Genomic DNA, 18,817 nt, shown 5'->3' with positions numbered 1-18,817 from the left:
TGTTAATTAGGTATAGGCCGCTTTTCCCACAATGACAGGGATTTTTACCATTTTCATTTTGCTTTTCCGGGGAGGGATAGGTATAAACGGCGGGCGGTCTTGTTGTCCGTAATTCAGGTTGCCATCACATGTAGTACGCGCGGTTTTCCACCCTGAAAAACTGCACCGATGACGTAGTGGCCTTGATGATGTGAAACGGTTTTTCTGACGATTTTCGTGATAGCCCGGCCGCATTCTGCGGCGAGCGTGGAGGTGATAGGATTAATGATCCGTTGTTTATTGAGTGAGCTGCGCTTTCCTTTTGACGCCACGACGTCACTGACTCAATCCTTTGAATCCTTCGCGCCATTTGCCCGAAGTTGCCTGTCCCACAGCGCAACGCAGGACTCCCGAGCTGGCTAACCTGCTTTTTTCTTCGCACCAATGAATGCGTCCGGCATTCTTCTGGTGGTGTTTTCCCTGGTTTTTACCGACCCGAACCTCGGAGTCTGACATCGTGTTTTACACTAATAAGAGTCATAAAACGGCGGCATACTATGGTCTGCCGGTTGTTTCGCTATCGGCTTTCTGCGCCATCGCGGCGCGGCGGGTATCTGTTGCGGGAAAAAATGTGATTATTCATCAAGAAGTGCTAGAGGGGAGTCGCCATGTCTGACGATATGATTCAACCGTACTCGTCAGTGGCGGGTAAACACGATCATCTGCGCTCCATGCAGGAGGTAGCCATGAATGACCGCGATGCCAGTGAAATGCTGCGCACTTATAACATTGCCTGGTGGGGCAACAACTATTATGACGTCAATGAGCTTGGGCACATCAGTGTGTGCCCGGATCCCGACGTGCCGCAAGCTCGCGTTGATCTCGCCAAATTGGTGAAAGCGCGCCAGCAGGATAATCAACGGCTGCCTGCGCTGTTTTGTTTCCCGCAGATCCTGCAACACCGTTTGCGCTCTATCAACGCAGCATTCAAGCGCGCGCGCGAGTCGTTCGGCTATCAGGGCGGTTACTTTCTGGTTTATCCCATTAAGGTGAACCAGCATCGCCGCGTGATTGAATCTCTGATCAACTCAGGTGAGCCGCTGGGGCTGGAGGCGGGCTCGAAAGCAGAACTGATGGCGGTACTCGGCCATGCGGGAATGACGCGCTCGGTGATTGTGTGTAACGGCTACAAAGACCGCGAATATATCCGTCTGGCGTTGATCGGTGAAAAGCTGGGTCACAAGGTGTATCTGGTCATCGAGAAGATGTCCGAAATCAAGCTGGTGCTGGAAGAAGCAGAGCGCCTTAATGTGGTGCCTCGTCTGGGGGTGCGTGCGCGTCTGGCCTCGCAAGGCTCGGGCAAATGGCAGTCAAGCGGCGGCGAGAAGTCGAAGTTTGGCCTTGCAGCCACTCAGGTGCTGCAACTGGTGGAGTTGCTGCGTAATGCCAACCGCCTCGATTGCCTGCAATTGCTGCATTTCCATCTTGGCTCTCAGTTGGCCAATATTCGTGATATCGCCACCGGTGTGCGCGAGTCGGCGCGTTTTTACGTTGAATTGCATAAGCTTGGCGTCAATATTCAGTGTTTTGACGTTGGCGGTGGGTTGGGCGTCGATTATGAGGGCACGCGCTCACAGTCAGACTGCTCGGTCAACTATGGCCTGAACGAATACGCCAATAACGTGATTTGGGGGATTGGTGATGCCTGTAATGAATACGGCCTGCCACATCCGACGGTTATCACGGAGTCCGGGCGCGCGGTGACGGCACACCACACCGTTTTGGTCTCGAATATTATTGGTGTCGAACGTAACGAGTTTTGCGAGCCCACGCAGCCGGATGCCGATGCCCCGCGTGCGCTGGAAAGCTTATGGAATACCTGGCAGGAAATTCAGGAGCCGGGCAACCGCCGCTCACTGCGCGAATGGCTGCATGACAGCCAGATGGATTTGAACGATATCCACACGCAGTATACCCACGGTATGCTGGATTTAACCCAGCGCGCGCAGGCAGAACAGCTCTATCTCAATATCTGTCAGCGTCTGCAACAGCAGCTTGACCCGAGTAACCGTGCTCACCGGCCGATTATCGACGAGCTGCAAGAGCGGATGGCGGATAAGCTGTACGTGAACTTTTCGCTGTTCCAGTCGATGCCGGATGCCTGGGGGATTGACCAACTGTTCCCGGTGTTGCCGCTGGAAGGGCTGGACAAGCCGCCGCAGCGTCGTGCCGTACTGCTTGATATCACCTGTGATTCTGATGGGGCGATTGACCACTATGTGGATGGCGATGGCGTAGCCACCACCATGCCAATGCCACCGTATGACCCGGAAAATCCGCCGCTGTTAGGCTTTTTCATGGTCGGGGCGTATCAGGAAATTCTCGGTAATATGCATAACCTGTTTGGTGATACTTCCACGGTGGATGTGTTTGTGTTTCAGGATGGCACCGTTGAGATTGAAGAGTCAGATGAAGGCAATACGGTGGCAGACATGCTTGAGTATGTGCAGCTTGACCCGAGTGTGCTGATGTCGCGTTTTCGTGACCAGGTGAAAGCAGCCGATCTGGAACCGGAATTGCAAGCACAGTTCATGCAAGAGTTTGAAACCGGCCTGTATGGTTATACCTATCTGGAAGACGAAGAGTAAGACGGTGCAATAAGATAGAAAGGTTGAGTGCTCCGGTGCTCAACCTTTTTTTCGTTAATGCCGGGTTCTTGCATCGCGTAATGGCGAAGTGAAAGTCGCAAAGATAATCTGATTATGGGGTTTATGGCGCGGGCTCACTGCGGGCGGCGCTTTTTATGTTTCTTATGACAGGAAGGAAATATGTCTGATCTTAATCGTCAGCGGCTGTTTTTTACCAGTTGCTTCTCTTATGCGCTGACCGGCGCGCTGGTCATTGTCACCGGTATGGTGATGGGTGATATCGCACAGTATTTCAACGTACCGATTGCCGATATGAGCAACACCTTTACGTTTTTGAATACCGGTATTCTGTTGTCCATTTTTCTCAATGTTTGGCTGATGGATGTTTTCGCGCTGAAAAAACAGCTGATCTTCGGCTTCATCCTGATTGTGCTCTCCGTTATCGGGTTGTTTGTTGGTAAATCGCTGGCGGTGTTCTCAGCCTGTATGTTCGTGCTTGGCGTGGTCAGCGGTATTACCATGTCGATTGGTACTTTCCTGATAACCCAGCTCTACGTTGGCCGCCAGCGCGGTGCGCGTCTGCTGTTTACCGATTCCTTTTTCAGTATGGCCGGGACTATCTTTCCGATTGTCGCCGCGGCATTGCTGTCTCGCCATTTTGGCTGGTACTGGATCTATGCCTGTATCGGGCTGCTGTATGTCGTGATTCTGGTGTTGACGCTGTTGTCTGATTTCCCTGAAATTGGCGCAAAAAAAGCGGATGTACAACAGAATGTCGTGCAGGAAAAATGGGGCACGGGTGTGCTGTTCCTGTCGGTGGCGGCATTGTGCTATATCCTCGGGCAACTGGCGTTTATTCAGTGGGTGCCGGAATACGTGACCAAAACCTTCAACATGGACATTGGTGATGCAGGGGCGCTGGTCAGCAGTTTTTGGACGTCTTACATGATTGGCATGTGGGTGTTTAGCGTGGTGCTGAAATTCTTTGATTTGCAGCGCGTTGTTACGGTGCTGGCGCTGCTGGCGACCGGGGCGATGTACCTGTTTGTCAGCGCCGGGCAACCTGATTTGCTGAAATATTTCATCTTCGGCCTCGGGTTTATTTCCAGCGCGATTTACACCACCCTGATTACGCTGGGCTCGCAGCAGACAAAAGTGCCCTCACCGAAGCTGGTGAATTTTATTCTGACCTGTGGGACGGTCGGCACCATGCTGACGTTCATCGTTACCGGCCCGATTGTGCAGCACCTCGGCGTGCATGCGGCGTTAGTTACCGCTAACGGCCTGTATTTTGTCGTGTTTGTGATGTGCCTGTTGCTGGGGCTGGTGACTCGCCATCGCCTGCATGGTCATGAAAGCGCCACGCATTAATCCGTTGAGGCGTGTTGACCTCTCATCAGGGGGCTAATCCCCTTATCTTTGACACGCGGCGCACTTCGGTGTGCCGCGTGTTGTTCCATGTGCAATCAACCGCTTTTTCATGTACATTTGGCAATATCCTTTCTTTGCCATTTTGAGCTAACGTATTGATTAATATGTTTTATGTTCGAAAGGCTATTGTTCAATCCGATCTGGAGTAAAGCATGTCCTCTCGTAAAGAACTTGCCAATGCTATCCGTGCGTTGAGTATGGATGGCGTGCAGAAGGCCAAATCCGGTCATCCGGGCGCACCGATGGGGATGGCGGATATCGCTGAAGTATTATGGCGTGACCACCTAAACCATAACCCGGCTAATCCGAACTGGGCCAACCGCGACCGCTTTGTGCTGTCCAATGGCCATGCATCGATGCTGATTTACAGCCTGCTGCACCTGACCGGTTATGACCTGCCGATTGAAGAACTGAAAAACTTCCGCCAGTTGCACTCCAGAACACCGGGGCACCCGGAAGTGGGTTACACACCGGGCGTGGAAACCACCACCGGCCCGCTGGGACAGGGGATTGCCAATGCGGTCGGCATGGCGATTGCTGAGCGCACGCTGGCGGCGCAGTTCAACCGCCCGGGTCATGACATCGTTGATCACCACACCTATGTCTTCCTCGGTGATGGTTGCATGATGGAAGGGATCTCCCACGAGGTCTGCTCGCTGGCCGGAACCCTGAAACTGGGTAAACTGGTCGCGTTCTACGACGATAACGGTATTTCCATCGATGGCCATATCGAAGGGTGGTTTACCGATGATACCGCAGCCCGTTTTGAATCCTATGGCTGGCATGTGGTGCGCGGTGTTGACGGCCACGATGCTGATGCTATCGAGCGCGCTATCGAAGAAGCGAAGCGTGTGAGCGATAAGCCCTCTCTGTTGCTGTGCAAAACCGTCATTGGTTTTGGCTCGCCGAACAAAGCCGGTACGCATGATTCCCACGGTGCGCCGCTGGGTGATGCCGAAGTGGCCGCTACGCGTGAACAACTGGGCTGGCAATACGGCCCGTTTGACATCCCGGCTGATATTTATGCCGCCTGGGATGCCCGCAAAGCCGGTCAGAGCAAAGAAGCTGCCTGGCAGCAGGCGTTCAACGCTTACGCCAGCGCTTACCCGGAACTGGCGGCTGAGTTCAGCCGTCGCGTGAGCGGTGAATTGCCGGTTAACTGGCAGGCCGAGTCTGCCAGAATTATCGAACAATTGCAGGCCAACCCGGCGAAGATTGCCAGCCGTAAAGCCTCGCAAAATGCGCTGGAAGCCTATGGCAAGCTGCTGCCTGAATTCCTGGGCGGCTCCGCTGACCTGGCACCGAGCAACCTGACGATTTGGTCTGGCTCCAAAGCGTTGAATGAAGATGCTGCCGGTAACTACATTCACTACGGTGTGCGTGAATTTGGTATGACCGCTATTGCGAACGGTATCTCGCTGCACGGTGGTTTTGTGCCGTATACCGCAACGTTCCTGATGTTCGTTGAATATGCCCGTAATGCGGTGCGTATGGCGGCACTGATGAAAGTGCGCAGTATCTATGTCTACACCCATGACTCGATTGGCCTGGGTGAAGATGGCCCGACCCATCAGCCGGTAGAACAACTGGCAAGCCTGCGCGTCACGCCGAATATGAGCACCTGGCGTCCGGCCGATCAGGTTGAAACTGCGGTGGCCTGGAAATACGCTATTGAGCGTAAAGATGGCCCGACGGCGCTGATTCTGTCTCGTCAGAATCTGGCGCAGCAGGAGCGTACTGCCCGGCAACTGGCCGATGTGGCGAAAGGGGCTTATGTGCTCAAAGACAGCGGCGGCCAGCCTCAGGTGATTTTGATTGCGACCGGTTCTGAAGTAGAACTGGCCGTGGCTGCCTGGCAGCAATTGACCGCTGACGGCATCAAGGCTCGCGTGGTGTCCATGCCGTCTACCGATGCGTTCGATAAGCAGGATGCTGCTTACCGCGAAGCGGTGTTGCCTGCTGCGGTCAGCGCGCGTGTGGCTATTGAGGCCGGTATCGCTGATTACTGGTACAAATACGTTGGCCTGAATGGTGCCATCGTCGGTATGGAAGGTTTTGGTGAATCTGCCCCCGCAGAAAAACTGTTTGAAGTCTTCGGTTTCACCACCGATAACGTGGTGGCAAAAGCCAAAGCACTGCTGAAATAAATCCAGCGTACTTGTGTTGACCACTCAGTCAGGCCGGGACATTTCCCGGCCTTTTTTTTGATGTTGACGGCCAAAACCGGCCGGTTCAGCACAACCGCGACCCCTAAGAAAAAACAACAAAGTGTGCGGTAATTTTTTGACGCGGATCACCCTTCTGGCATCCACCCTGACGCCATATTTCCTTTGCCCTGCAATTCGTTTATGCTAGCTGAAGCGTTTCAGTCATTGGTGTGGCGGCATGTTATATGCCGTATTTGTGGTGATGAGCTTGATGCGAGAGAGCATGCAATAAGCGGTTTATTCCTGGCGGCGTACTGATTATTCTATGATGCGCGGTGTCTTTATCACTACACAGGGAATTTCATGACGATCCGTATTGCGATAAACGGTTTTGGTCGTATCGGTCGCAGCGTACTGCGCGCACTGTATGAATCCGGGCGACGGGCTGAGATTTCGGTGGTGGCAATCAATGAGCTGGCGAATGCTGAAGGTATCGCCCATTTGCTTAAATATGACAGCAGTCACGGCCGTTTTTCGTGGGATGTGCGTCAGGAGTGTGACCGTCTGTTAGTCGGTGATGACACCATCCGTCTGTTGCATGAGCCTGATATTCATGGGTTGCCGTGGCGTGAGCTCGGGGTGGATATCGTACTGGATTGCAGTGGTGCCTATGGTAGCCGCGCTGATGGCGAGGCCCATCTGGCGGCAGGGGCGAAGAAAGTGTTGTTCTCCCACCCAGGTGCGCCAGAGCTCGATGCCACTATTGTTTATGGCGTCAACCATCGCGACCTGCTTTCAGTGCACCGGCTGGTGTCGAACGCCTCTTGCACCACTAACTGTATTATTCCGATTATCAAACTGCTGGATGATGCGTATGGCATCGAGAGCGGTACAGTGACCACTATCCATGCTTCGATGAACGATCAACCGGTGATCGACGCTTATCATCATGATCTCAGGCGCACACGCGCCGCCAGTCAGTCGATCATTCCGGTGGATACTAAGCTGGCGGTGGGGATCACCCGCTTTTTTCCGAAATTTGAAGACAGGTTTGAAGCGATTTCGGTGCGAGTACCTACCATTAATGTCACGGCGATCGATTTGAGCGTCAGTGTGAAAAATGCGGTAAACGTAAGTGAAATCAATACGCTTTTTCGCCAGTCAGCGCAGAATACATTTCGTGGTATAGTTGACTATACCGATTTGCCGCTGGTTTCCGTGGATTTTAATCACGATCCGCACAGTGCGATTGTGGATGGAACACAAACCCGTGTTAGCGGCGGGCATCTGATCAAAACGCTGGTCTGGTGCGATAACGAATGGGGCTTTGCCAACCGGATGTTGGATACAACACTGGCAATGGCAGCCTGCGGTTTCTGATAGTCGGCGGCGGGAAACTGCCGCCTCACTCAAGCAACTTTAAAGAGAATCAACAAGAGGGTTCACCATGGCTGTAATTAAGATGACCGACTTGGATCTGGCTGGCAAACGTGTGCTGATCCGTGCGGATCTGAACGTGCCGGTTAAAGATGGCAAAGTGACGTCTGACGCGCGTATCCGTGCTTCCCTGCCGACCATTGAAACCGCCCTGAAACAGGGTGCCCGTGTGATGGTCACCTCGCATCTGGGTCGCCCGACTGAAGGCGAGTACAACGAAGAGTTTTCGCTGCTGCCGGTGGTGAACTACCTGAAAGAGCATCTGTCCTCTCCGGTGCGTCTGGCGAAAGAGTATCTGGACGGCGTTGAGGTCGCGGAAGGCGAACTGGTTGTGCTGGAAAACGTGCGCTTTAACAAAGGCGAGAAGAAAGACGACGAAGTGCTGTCTAAAAAATACGCCGCACTGTGCGACGTGTTTGTGATGGATGCATTCGGAACCGCCCACCGTGCGCAGGCCTCAACTCACGGTGTGGGTAAATTTGCACCGATCGCTTGTGCTGGCCCGCTGCTGTCCGATGAACTGGAAGCGCTGGGTAAAGCATTGGGCAACCCGGCTCGCCCGATGGTGGCCATCGTCGGTGGTTCAAAAGTATCCACAAAACTGACGGTGCTGGATTCGCTGTCTAAAATCGCCGATCAGCTGATCGTCGGTGGTGGCATCGCCAACACTTTCGTTGCGGCACAGGGCCATAACGTCGGTAAATCTCTGTATGAAGCCGAACTGATCCCTGAAGCGAAAAAACTGCTGGAAACCTGTGATATTCCAGTACCGAGTGACGTGCGTGTCGCAACTGAGTTCTCTGAAACGGCTCCGGCGACCCTGAAATCTGTGACCGCAATTAAAGACGATGAGCAGATTCTGGATCTGGGCGATGTTTCTGCGGAGCGTCTGGCTGACATTCTGAAAAATGCGAAAACCATTTTGTGGAACGGCCCGGTTGGCGTGTTCGAATTCCCGAACTTCCGCAAAGGCACAGAAATCATCGCTAACGCAATTGCCAACAGTGATGCGTTCTCTATCGCCGGTGGCGGTGACACACTGGCGGCCATCGACCTGTTCGGCATTGCCGACAAGATCTCCTATATTTCTACCGGCGGCGGCGCTTTCCTGGAGTTCGTGGAAGGTAAAAAACTGCCAGCGGTCGTGATGCTGGAAGAGCGCGCTCGTCAGTAAGGCGCGTAGAGGCTGAACGCGGGTGACGTGGCCCGCGTCCTGTTACCTGGCCCTCGGTCAGGTAACAGATGCCCGCGCTTTTCACCTTCGTGCGATGCCCGCTTGCGGTGCTCGCTACGGTAAGTGGTTGTTATAATAGTCACTGTGATTGCAGTGGCGATTGTAACAACCATTGTCGCCGTGACCATCATTGTCAATGATCGTCATGGTATTAATGGATTGTAAGTAACAGACAAATCTCTAACCCTCCACGGCCAACGAAACAGGACACGTAACATGTCTAAAATCTTTGATTTCGTAAAACCTGGTGTCATCACCGGTGATGATGTTCAGAAAGTTTTCGCAGTTGCCAAAGAAAACCGCTTTGCGCTGCCCGCAGTTAACTGCGTCGGTACGGATTCCATTAACGCTGTTTTAGAAGCCGCAGCCAAAGTGCGCGCGCCGGTTATTGTTCAGTTCTCTAACGGTGGTGCGGTATTTACCGCCGGTAAAGGTCTGAAAGCTGAAGGTCAGCAGGCGGCAATTCTGGGTGCGATTTCCGGTGCTCATCATGTTCATCAGATGGCGGCACACTACGGTGTACCGGTGATTCTGCACACTGACCACTGCGCGAAAAAACTGTTGCCGTGGCTGGACGGCCTGCTGGATGCTGGCGAGAAACATTTTGCTGCGACCGGTAAACCGCTGTTCTCTTCTCATATGATTGACCTGTCTGAAGAGTCACTGGAAGAAAACATCGACATTTGCAGCCAATATCTGGCGCGTATGGCCAAACTGGACATGACGCTGGAAATTGAACTGGGTTGCACCGGCGGCGAAGAAGACGGTGTGGACAACAGCCACCTGGATAACTCCGCGCTCTATACCCAGCCGGAAGACGTGGCTTACGCCTATGAAAAACTTAACGCCATCAGCCCGCGTTTCACTATCGCGGCTTCTTTCGGTAACGTCCACGGTGTTTATAAGCCGGGTAACGTGCAACTGACGCCGAAAATTCTGCGCAACTCGCAGGAATATGTGTCAGAGAAATTCAATCTGCCGCACAACAGCCTGGACTTCGTTTTCCACGGCGGCTCCGGCTCTTCTGCCGAAGAAATCGCCGAAGCGGTGAGCTACGGTGTGGTAAAAATGAACATTGATACCGACACCCAGTGGGCGACCTGGGAAGGCATCCTGAATTACTACAAGAAAAATGAAGGCTATCTGCAAGGCCAACTGGGTAACCCGGAAGGTGACGACAAGCCGAACAAAAAATACTATGACCCGCGTGTCTGGCTGCGTGCCGGTCAGGCCAGCATGGTAGCCCGTCTGGAACAGGCGTTTAAAGAACTGAACGCTATCGACGTACTATAATCTATCGACCGATATCATTATCGACCTGATGATTTGACTAAGGCTCCTGCGGGAGCCTTAATTTTTCCTGCGTATCCAACAACCCAACGGGAGTGAATGAATGGAAGAGCTGAATGTCACTGAAAGTATGGGCCGTTTGCACACCTGGCTGGTAGATAACCAGCATGTGTTGCTGCAATACGCGGTCAACATGATTGCGTCATTAATGATTTTGTTCGCTGGGATGGTAGCTGCTCGTGTGGTTGGCAACACGCTTAACCGCCTGATGACGGGGCGAGGCATTGATGCAACCGTCGCTGATTTTCTGTCGGCGCTGGTGCGTTATGGTGTCATTGCCTTTACTCTGATTGCCGCATTGAGTCGGGTTGGCGTTCAGACGGCATCGATTATTGCCGTACTGGGTGCGGCGGGTTTGGCCGTCGGTTTAGCGCTTCAAGGGTCATTATCTAACTTCGCTGCCGGTGTATTGCTGGTGGTGTTTCGGCCATTTCGCATTGGGGAGTTTGTCGATCTCGGCGGAATTAGCGGGACGGTTATCCAGATTCAGATTTTTTCTACCACGCTTCGTACTGCGGATGGAAAAATTATTGTAGTGCCAAATGGTAAAATTATCGCCGGTAATATTATCAACAGTTCCCGTGAGCCCGATCGACGCACTGAGATTGTCGTTAGCGTAGCCTATGATGCTGATATCGATATGGTAAAAAAAGTGCTGGGCGATATTGTGGCGGCGGATAAGCGTATTCAGCATGAGAAAGATGTCACTATCCGGCTCAATGAAATGGGCGCGTCTTCGCTGAATTTTATTGTCAGAGTTTGGACAACCAACGGTGACGCGATGGCCGTGTATTGGGATCTGCTGGAAAACTTCAAACGGGTGTTGGATCAACACCGTATTGGTATTCCTTACCCGCAGATGGATGTTCATTTGCACCATGCTACCCCTTCTCTGCACGCCGGTTTACCGGATAAACCTACTGATAATGCGTGATTGATGTCCACCCTGTTGCGCTTGCGGGCCGGTTTCTCCTGTTGCATCAAATAGAACGCTGTTTCATGATGTTTCATCAGTCAGAGTTGGATGTCCTGACTGATGCGATGAGAGGAAAATCAGACGTGATAAATGAACAGAGCAGGGATGAAGAGGGAAAAGCGGAGAAACCGCTGGGTAGTCAAAGTTTGTTTCGCGGTTTGCAATTGATAGAAATTTTGAGTGATTACCCAAACGGGTGCCCGCTGGCACGGATTGCCGAGCTCGCCTGTATGAACAAAAGTACGGTGCACCGTTTGTTACAGGGCCTTGCCGGATGCGGCTATGTGGCTGCTGCCCAGCAACCCGGTAGCTATCGCCTGACCACCAAGTTTATTGCTGTTGGTCAAAAGGCGCTTTCATCACTCAATGTGCTGCATGTTGCCGCTCCACACCTCGAGGAATTGAACCTGAGAGTGGGGGAAACCGTCAATTTTTCAACGCGTGAAGATGATCACGCCATCTTAATCTATAAGCTGGAACCCACGACGGGCATGATGCGTACCCGTGCCTATATTGGTCAGCATATGCCGTTACACAGTTCGGCGATGGGAAAGATCTTTATGGCTTATGGTGCCGCAGATTACCCCGGAGAATACTGGCGTACTCACCATCACCTGATTCGCCCGCTGACGACCAATACCATTATTGAACTGGACAGAATGGAGCAGGAACTGGCGGAAATTCGGCACCATGGTCTGGCAATGGACAGGGAAGAGAACGAGCTGGGCGTATCGTGTATTTCCGCACCGGTGTTTGATATTCAGCAACGCGTGGCCTATGCCGTTTCCATTTCGTTGTCGATGGCACGCTTACAGCAGATTGGAATGGCCGCGCTGGTGACACCGTTGCGTGAAACGGCGCAGAACATCTCCCGTGAGCTGGGTTTCATGCCCTCAGTCTGACGGTGATATACCAGATGGCACCAGCCAAGGGCATGACGAAGCTGCCATTCTCGGATATTCGCCTATACTGATTTACCGATATTGAGAGTAGCCTGACCCGGTTAGGTTATGTCTCTCAATCACAGGTAAAGGGGATAACGTGAAGCTGAATGTTCTGGCATGGACAGCCCTGCTCGGGCTGGGACTGGCGTCAGCACCGGTGCTGGCGAGTTATGAATTACCTAACGGGCCACATATCGTCACCTCAGGTACGGCCAGTGTCGAGGCGATACCCGATGTTGCCCAACTGGTAATTGAAGTCAGTGTGTCGTCCAAAGATGCTGCTGATGCTAAAAAGCAGGTGGATGAACGGGTTGCTCAATATTTCACCTTTCTGGATAAAAGCGGTATTGATAAAAAAGACATCAATGCGGCTAACCTGCGTACACAACCAGAGTATGACTATTTGAAGAATGGCAGTGCAGCGCTGAAAGGGTATCGTGCCGTGCGTCAGGTAGCGGTGACGGTGCGCCAACTGGATAAGCTTAATGAGCTGCTTGATGGGGCGTTAAAAAGCGGCCTGAATGAAATTCATACGGTTGAACTGGGGGTCTCTAATCCAGAGGTTTACCGTGACCAGGCAAGGAAAAAGGCGATAGAGCAGGCGACTCAGCAGGCACAGTCGCTGGCGAACGGGTTTAGCACGACCTTAGGGCCGATTTATAGCATCCGCTATCATGTTGCCAACTATCAGCCGATGCCGGTTGCGCGCATGTTTAAAGCCGCTGACCGGGCAGCACCCGCGGAGGTGTCGCAAACCTATGAGCAACAGGCTATCCATTTCGATGATCAGGTCGACGTGGTGTTTGAATTACAACGTACCCCGTGATAATCGGCCGTGCCCCGCTGCCACTGGCAGAGGGGCGCTCACGTTAGGATTGGCGAAGAACCTGACGTCCGTGACTGAGCAACGCATCCGTTACCTGTCGCATCATTCTGCTTTCTGGTGCGAAGCGGTGCCAGTACAGCATCCGTCGCTGGAATAACCCCGGAGTCAGGTCGATAAGCTCACCATTGGCGAGTTCTTTTTCGATTTGCAGATGGGGGATCATGCAGCAGGTAGTACCCTGGCGGGCGAGCTGCACAAAGGCCTCAGACGAATTGACGATATGGCAAGGCACACTGCCTGGCGGCAAATCAAAGTTCTGCTGCAAAAACGCCTGATGCATATCATCAAGATGATCAAAAGCGACAGCCGGTGCGCGCAGCAGTGCAGAACGGGTCACCCCGTTCGGGAAATAGCGGTTGGCAAAATTGGGCGAGGCCACGAACAGGTAGTCGAGTGCGCCCAGTTTATCAACCAGACAGCTCGGCAGCGGCTGGGGCTGAATACTCACTGCGCCAACCACTTCGCCGCGACGCAGACGTTCCTGAGTGCGGGTTTCATCTTCTACCTGTAAATTCAAACGGATAGGTGAATCCACCAGTACCGGTTGTAATGCGGGCAATAACCAGGTGGCAAGGCTGTCGGCATTCACTGCCAGTGACAGCAACAGCGGCGTTTCATTACTGCTTTCATTACCCAGCCATTCTTCTTCCAGCAACTCCACCTGATGTAGCAGTGCCAGCAGTTTTTGGCCTTGCTCAGTAGGGCGTGGTGGAATGGTTCTTACCAACAGTGGCTGGCCGAACAGGTTCTCCAACTGTTTGATACGCTGCGAGACGGCGGACTGCGTAATACAAAGTTTTTGTGCGGCACGTTCAAAACCGCGCTCACGGATCACGGCGTCCAGCGCCTGAAGCGTGCGATAGTCCGGGCGTTTCATGGAGATGAAGATTCCTTTGCGTAAAAACCATTTTGGCAATATGCCACATTTTTGTGAGGCATCGCCGAAAAAATCACATTATTTGGCGTATTTGCACCGAAATATTCCCACCCGCTACCGACAAAAGCCTCCTTTTGGGGCGACCATGTCTTATAATACGCACACGTTTTCGTCGCTATTTACCCACAGGCATAAACACACTATGACGCAGGATGAACTGAAAAAAGCCGTTGGCTGGGCCGCTCTCGATTTTGTTCGCCCCGGCACCATTGTTGGCGTAGGAACAGGCTCCACCGCCGCGCACTTTATTGATGCGCTGGGATCCATCAAGCATCAGATTGAGGGGGCAGTTTCCAGTTCGGATGCGTCTACCGCCAAACTCAAAAGTCTTGGTATTCAGGTATTTGACTGTAATGCCGTAGATGTGCTGGATGTGTATGTGGATGGCGCTGATGAGATAAACCCGCATATGCAGATGATCAAAGGTGGCGGTGCCGCGCTGACGCGTGAAAAAATTATCGCCGCGATAGCGCGTCAGTTTATCTGCATTGTTGATGCGTCCAAACAGGTGGATGTGCTGGGGCGTTTCCCATTACCGGTGGAAGTAATTCCTATGGCGCGTGCGTATGTCGCTCGAGAGCTGGTTAAACTCGGAGGGCAACCGGTGTATCGTGAGGGCGTGTTGACTGATAACGGCAATATTATTCTCGATGTGCACAATATGGATCTATCCAATGCTGTTTCGATGGAGGACCATATCAATGGTATCGCCGGTGTGGTGACCGTTGGGCTGTTTGCGAATCGCGGTGCGGATGTGGCGCTGGTTGGAACAGCTGATGGGGTGAAAACCGTCCGGCTAAAATAAATCGCAGGTCAGGAAGCCTGCCTGCGTTGCGCGCCTCAATCCGGCCCCTGTTTGCAGCGGCTGGATTTTTTTATCTAAAAAATCCAGCTTTGCATAACGGCTCAATTTTGGTACTTAATATTAGATTTTCTTATTTCGTATCATTCCTGTATGGCTCACTGAAAGGTTGGCAGTATTTTTCGCCATTAAGCGGCCACCATCAGGCCGTAGTGGGAGAGGGGCAGGCAATCGTTTGTATTGCCGCTTGCGTATTTTTTGTTATGTTTGCACAGACTGGTTTTCGAACCGTCACATCTGAAGTCTGAAAATAAGGTCGGGAAATGGCAAAGGTATCATTGGAAAAAGACAAGATTAAGTTCCTGCTGCTGGAAGGGGTTCACCCGAATGCACTGGAAAATCTGCGTGCGGCGGGTTACACCAATATTGAATATCACAAAGGCGCGCTGGATCCTGAAGCGCTCAAAGCATCGATTCGCGATGCGCATTTTGTGGGGATTCGCTCACGTACCCATCTGACGGAAGAGATTTTCGCTGCGGCAGAGAAGCTGGTTGCTGTGGGGTGTTTTTGTATCGGGACTAACCAGGTTGAGTTGTCGGCCGCGACCAAGCGCGGTATTCCGGTTTTTAACGCGCCTTTTTCCAATACCCGTTCCGTTGCTGAGTTGGTTATCGGTGAATTGCTGTTGCTGCTGCGTGGTGTGCCTGCGGCTAATGCCAAGGCTCATCGTGGTGTATGGCACAAACAAGCCGTAGGCTGTTTTGAAGCGCGTGGTAAAAAGCTTGGCATCATTGGTTACGGCCATATCGGTACACAATTAGGCATTCTGGCTGAAAGCCTCGGGATGCATGTGTATTTCTATGACATCGAAAGCAAGCTGCCATTGGGGAATGCCCAACAGGTGCGCCACCTGTCTGATTTGCTGAATATGAGCGATGTGGTGAGCCTGCATGTGCCGGAAACGGACAGTACGCAGAACATGATAGGTGCCAACGAACTGGCATTGATGAAGCCCGGTTCCATCCTTATCAATGCATCCCGCGGCACGGTGGTCGATATCCCGGCATTGAGCGAAGCTCTGGCCAGTAAACACCTTTCCGGCGCGGCGATTGATGTGTTCCCGCAAGAGCCTGCAACCAACAGCGACCCATTCCAGTCACCGTTGTGTGAGTTTGATAACGTCATTCTGACGCCGCATATCGGTGGTTCTACCGAAGAAGCTCAGGTGAATATCGGTGATGAAGTGGCTGGAAAACTGGCGAAATACTCTGATAACGGTTCTACCTTGTCAGCCGTCAACTTTCCGGAAGTCTCGTTGCCGGCACATGGCGATCGCGCCAGCCGTCTCCTGCATATCCATGAAAACCGTCCCGGTATCATGACGCAAATCAACCACATTTTTGCCGATCTGGGAGTGAACATTGCCGCTCAGTACCTGCAAACCAGCCCGGAAATTGGCTATGTGGTGATTGATGTGGAAACCGATGGTGCAGACAGTGCGTTGCAACTGATGAAATCCATTCCCGGCACCATCCGTGCGCGCCTGCTGTATTAATCAGCCCGTGTTGTTTTCATTGGGTATCCGATGAGAACTGAAAAAGCCAGCCAATAACGGCTGGCTTTTTACTGCCTGTGGTTTACATCGCGACGGATAAGTGCATCCTGAGCGTTCTCGTTACAGGCGAAAACGCGGCATTACCACAAAACAGCCGGTTCTCGTGACTGCCCCCTGAAAATGTTAAGGCAAGGTGCATGCTTTTCCCTTTCAGCCTGCGTCGATACGCCAAAAAAATCAGCATAATCACCTCGCCTGGTGAGGCAGTATTATGTTTTATGACAATGATTACGGTTACGTTTGGCAATTACATTATTTTAATGTCCAGAATGAGATCGCACACAGGGAACCCGATGATTTGTGCTGTCCACTTATCTAACGGGCGTGATAAAGTCATAACACCTTTTCTTTTTTAAAGAAACGAAGCGATAATTAAATTAAAATATCGTTTTGTTTTTCTTGTTTGGCGTGAGCTGCGGTATTTCTAACCATTGATAGTGATATTGGCATCAGAGTTTTCACGCTTTCTCAGGAAATCAGGTATGGCGCAACGCCATCGATACGACATTCATTCTCGTTGCCCAATGCGGTGACTGTGGTTTGTGCGGCAGGATTGACGCCATCAGCCAGTTCTCCGAAACCACACTCTGGCAACGTGAAACATGACAGATATACGTGCTTCTGCTGCGGTTTGTGGCGGAAGCGATTAGCATCTTGTGGTGAAAGTGAGAAATCAGAATGGTAAACCAAAAAGGGACTATCTCTTCGATAAACAATATTCGTCTTGTGACGCTCTTTATTACATTGCTAACCATTATTCTGGTTCTGTTTGCGCTCTCAATTGGCACAGCCAGCTATTTCCTTAAACAGAGTAATGCATCGCTGGATAGAGCGAATCTGGTATCGGATATGCGTGCGGGCATCAGTAGCAGTATGGATAACTTTCGTGTTTCCCGTCAGTTACTGGTGCAGGCTGCGGCTGCGGCGAGAGTGGGTGATCAGGACTCGTATACAAAAGCCCTCAATGAAGGGGTGGAGCGTATCAAGAGCTCTCAGAAGCGTTTTGATGATTATATGGCAAGGACTGATAAATCCGACGAGGAAAAATCATTTGATGCTGATTTGACGTCCAATTATGTTGCTTACCGCGATAAGGTCATGATGCCGATGGTTGGCTTTGTGCGTAATGGCGAGTTCGAAAGTACCATTGAACTGGAAACCACGCAGGCTCGCCAGTTAGATACCAGCTATGCCATTCAGGTACGAAAAGAAGTGAAATACCTGACAGATCACGCCAGCAGCATCAATGCGCAGGCTGCGTCAAACTCTCGTCTGGGCAATATCCTGATGGGCATCTCATTTGCTCTGGCTATCCTGCTGGCGGTAATAAGCTACCTTATCATTCGTAAAGCGATTCTGGTGCCGATCAACGTGTTGATCACGCGCATCCAGCGTATCGCCCAGGGCGACTTGACACACCCGGCCGAAAATCTGGGGCGTAATGAAATCGGTATTCTGGGTGAAAATCTGCAACAGATGCAGGCCTCACTGACGAATACAGTCACGGTGGTGCGCGAAGGGGCTGACTCTATCTATCAAGGCGCATCCGAAATCAGCGCGGGTAACGTTGACCTCTCTTCCCGTACTGAGCAGCAGGCGGCTGCGCTGGAGCAGACGGCTGCCAGTATGGAGCAGTTGACCTCAACGGTGAAACAGAACTCTGATAACGCTAACCATGCTAGCCAACTGGCGCGTAACGCATCAAATAAAGCGGAGCAGGGAGGAAGTATTGTGCAGGATGTCGTCAGCACAATGAATGAAATCTCATCCAGCTCAAAGAAAATTTCCGAAATTACCAGTGTTATCAACAGTATTGCGTTTCAGACTAACATTCTGGCACTGAATGCTGCGGTTGAAGCGGCCCGTGCCGGTGAGCAAGGCCGTGGCTTTGCGGTGGTAGCAGGGGAAGTGCGTAGTCTGGCGCAGCGCAGTGCTCAGGCAGCAAAAGAGATAGAGTCGTTAATTGGTGAGTCGGGCCGGCTGGTGGAAACCGGTTCAGATCTGGTTGCCAAAGCCGGGTCTACCATGGAAGAGATTGTGAAGGCAGTCGTCAGTGTTACGGATATCATGGGAGAAATTGCTTCCGCTTCTGATGAGCAGAGCCGTGGGATTGGTCAGGTAAATCAGGCTGTGCTGGAAATGGAAGGTACGACACAGCAGAATGCGGCGTTGGTGCAGGAAGCATCTGCGGCTGCGTTATCACTGGAGTCTCAGGCTGAAAGGCTGACGCAGGCGGTGGCGGTGTTTAGACTGAATCACCATCAGGAACGGGTATCGGCAAAAGCGGCATTACCATCGGATAAGACGCCGCTGCGACCTGTTGCGGCAATAAGCGCCGGGCGTCGTGATAATAACAGCGAGCATAACTGGGAAACCTTCTGATGCGCTGACGAACCAGTCAGGCATCGTGACTAAAACAGGCCCGCCATT

At 52.2% G+C, this 18,817-nt stretch carries 13 protein-coding genes; 12 read left to right on the top strand and 1 reads right to left on the bottom strand.

Going from position 1 to position 18,817, the window contains the following annotated elements:
• Positions 1-647: 647 nt before the first annotated feature.
• The 9 genes from speA (at position 648) to DAQ1742_RS17750 (ending at position 12,972) form a co-directional block, all read left to right on the top strand.
• Positions 648-2,627, top strand: a complete 1,980-nt coding sequence (speA, locus tag DAQ1742_RS17790; RefSeq protein WP_035344373.1) for a biosynthetic arginine decarboxylase — start codon at positions 648-650, stop codon at positions 2,625-2,627.
• 180 nt (positions 2,628-2,807) lie between these two features.
• Positions 2,808-3,998 carry an MFS transporter TsgA gene (tsgA, locus tag DAQ1742_RS17785; protein ID WP_035344371.1) on the top strand — a complete coding sequence of 397 codons (1,191 nt, stop codon included), beginning with the start codon at positions 2,808-2,810 and terminating at the stop codon, positions 3,996-3,998.
• Positions 3,999-4,210: 212 nt separating this feature from the next.
• A complete protein-coding gene (gene tkt / locus DAQ1742_RS17780; RefSeq protein WP_035344369.1) occupies positions 4,211-6,205 on the top strand; it encodes a transketolase in 1,995 nt (664 codons plus the stop codon).
• Positions 6,206-6,568: 363 nt separating this feature from the next.
• Positions 6,569-7,585: an erythrose-4-phosphate dehydrogenase gene (gene epd, locus DAQ1742_RS17775; protein ID WP_035344367.1), complete on the top strand. Its 1,017-nt coding sequence runs from the start codon at positions 6,569-6,571 to the stop codon at positions 7,583-7,585.
• Positions 7,586-7,652: 67 nt separating this feature from the next.
• A complete protein-coding gene (gene pgk / locus DAQ1742_RS17770; protein ID WP_035344365.1) occupies positions 7,653-8,816 on the top strand; it encodes a phosphoglycerate kinase in 1,164 nt (387 codons plus the stop codon).
• Positions 8,817-9,092: 276 nt separating this feature from the next.
• A complete protein-coding gene (fbaA, locus tag DAQ1742_RS17765) occupies positions 9,093-10,169 on the top strand; it encodes a class II fructose-bisphosphate aldolase (RefSeq protein WP_035344363.1) in 1,077 nt (358 codons plus the stop codon).
• Between the two features lie 100 nt (positions 10,170-10,269).
• The gene (gene mscS, locus DAQ1742_RS17760; RefSeq protein ID WP_035344361.1) at positions 10,270-11,160 is read left to right on the top strand and encodes a small-conductance mechanosensitive channel MscS; all 891 of its coding nucleotides are present in this window, start codon (positions 10,270-10,272) and stop codon (positions 11,158-11,160) included.
• Positions 11,161-11,267: 107 nt separating this feature from the next.
• A complete protein-coding gene (locus DAQ1742_RS17755) occupies positions 11,268-12,104 on the top strand; it encodes an IclR family transcriptional regulator (protein WP_145916260.1) in 837 nt (278 codons plus the stop codon).
• Positions 12,105-12,243: 139 nt separating this feature from the next.
• On the top strand, positions 12,244-12,972 hold the full coding sequence (locus tag DAQ1742_RS17750) for an oxidative stress defense protein (RefSeq protein ID WP_035344359.1): 729 nt from the start codon (positions 12,244-12,246) through the stop codon (positions 12,970-12,972).
• A gap of 43 nt (positions 12,973-13,015) precedes the next feature.
• Here the strand turns inward: DAQ1742_RS17750 and DAQ1742_RS17745 are convergent, their stop codons facing one another.
• Positions 13,016-13,909: a LysR family transcriptional regulator ArgP gene (locus tag DAQ1742_RS17745; protein WP_035344357.1), complete on the bottom strand. Its 894-nt coding sequence runs from the start codon at positions 13,907-13,909 to the stop codon at positions 13,016-13,018.
• A 202-nt stretch (positions 13,910-14,111) separates the two neighbouring features.
• Between DAQ1742_RS17745 and rpiA the strand changes: the two genes are divergently transcribed.
• The 3 genes from rpiA (at position 14,112) to DAQ1742_RS17730 (ending at position 18,769) form a co-directional block, all read left to right on the top strand.
• Positions 14,112-14,774: a ribose-5-phosphate isomerase RpiA gene (gene rpiA / locus DAQ1742_RS17740; RefSeq protein ID WP_035344355.1), complete on the top strand. Its 663-nt coding sequence runs from the start codon at positions 14,112-14,114 to the stop codon at positions 14,772-14,774.
• Between the two features lie 320 nt (positions 14,775-15,094).
• Positions 15,095-16,327 carry a phosphoglycerate dehydrogenase gene (serA, locus tag DAQ1742_RS17735; protein ID WP_035344353.1) on the top strand — a complete coding sequence of 411 codons (1,233 nt, stop codon included), beginning with the start codon at positions 15,095-15,097 and terminating at the stop codon, positions 16,325-16,327.
• A 738-nt stretch (positions 16,328-17,065) separates the two neighbouring features.
• The gene (locus tag DAQ1742_RS17730; protein WP_035344351.1) at positions 17,066-18,769 is read left to right on the top strand and encodes a methyl-accepting chemotaxis protein; all 1,704 of its coding nucleotides are present in this window, start codon (positions 17,066-17,068) and stop codon (positions 18,767-18,769) included.
• Positions 18,770-18,817 lie beyond the last annotated feature (48 nt).

It is taken from the genome of Dickeya aquatica (assembly GCF_900095885.1).
GTDB lineage: Bacteria > Pseudomonadota > Gammaproteobacteria > Enterobacterales > Enterobacteriaceae > Dickeya > Dickeya aquatica.
This window is presented reverse-complemented; position numbering and strand designations above follow the sequence as displayed.

Excerpts from the sequence above, each read along its gene's own strand:
- tsgA (WP_035344371.1), top strand. The coding sequence starts at position 2,808 with ATGTCTGATCTTAATCGTCAGCGGCTGTTTTTTACCAGTTGCTTCTCT.
- DAQ1742_RS17730 (WP_035344351.1), top strand. The coding sequence starts at position 17,066 with ATGGTAAACCAAAAAGGGACTATCTCTTCGATAAACAATATTCGTCTT.
- DAQ1742_RS17745 (WP_035344357.1), bottom strand. The coding sequence starts at position 13,909 with ATGAAACGCCCGGACTATCGCACGCTTCAGGCGCTGGACGCCGTGATC.
- mscS (WP_035344361.1), top strand. The coding sequence starts at position 10,270 with ATGGAAGAGCTGAATGTCACTGAAAGTATGGGCCGTTTGCACACCTGG.
- DAQ1742_RS17755 (WP_145916260.1), top strand. The coding sequence starts at position 11,268 with ATGAGAGGAAAATCAGACGTGATAAATGAACAGAGCAGGGATGAAGAG.
- serA (WP_035344353.1), top strand. The coding sequence starts at position 15,095 with ATGGCAAAGGTATCATTGGAAAAAGACAAGATTAAGTTCCTGCTGCTG.
- rpiA (WP_035344355.1), top strand. The coding sequence starts at position 14,112 with ATGACGCAGGATGAACTGAAAAAAGCCGTTGGCTGGGCCGCTCTCGAT.
- speA (WP_035344373.1), top strand. The coding sequence starts at position 648 with ATGTCTGACGATATGATTCAACCGTACTCGTCAGTGGCGGGTAAACAC.
- epd (WP_035344367.1), top strand. The coding sequence starts at position 6,569 with ATGACGATCCGTATTGCGATAAACGGTTTTGGTCGTATCGGTCGCAGC.
- fbaA (WP_035344363.1), top strand. The coding sequence starts at position 9,093 with ATGTCTAAAATCTTTGATTTCGTAAAACCTGGTGTCATCACCGGTGAT.
- pgk (WP_035344365.1), top strand. The coding sequence starts at position 7,653 with ATGGCTGTAATTAAGATGACCGACTTGGATCTGGCTGGCAAACGTGTG.
- tkt (WP_035344369.1), top strand. The coding sequence starts at position 4,211 with ATGTCCTCTCGTAAAGAACTTGCCAATGCTATCCGTGCGTTGAGTATG.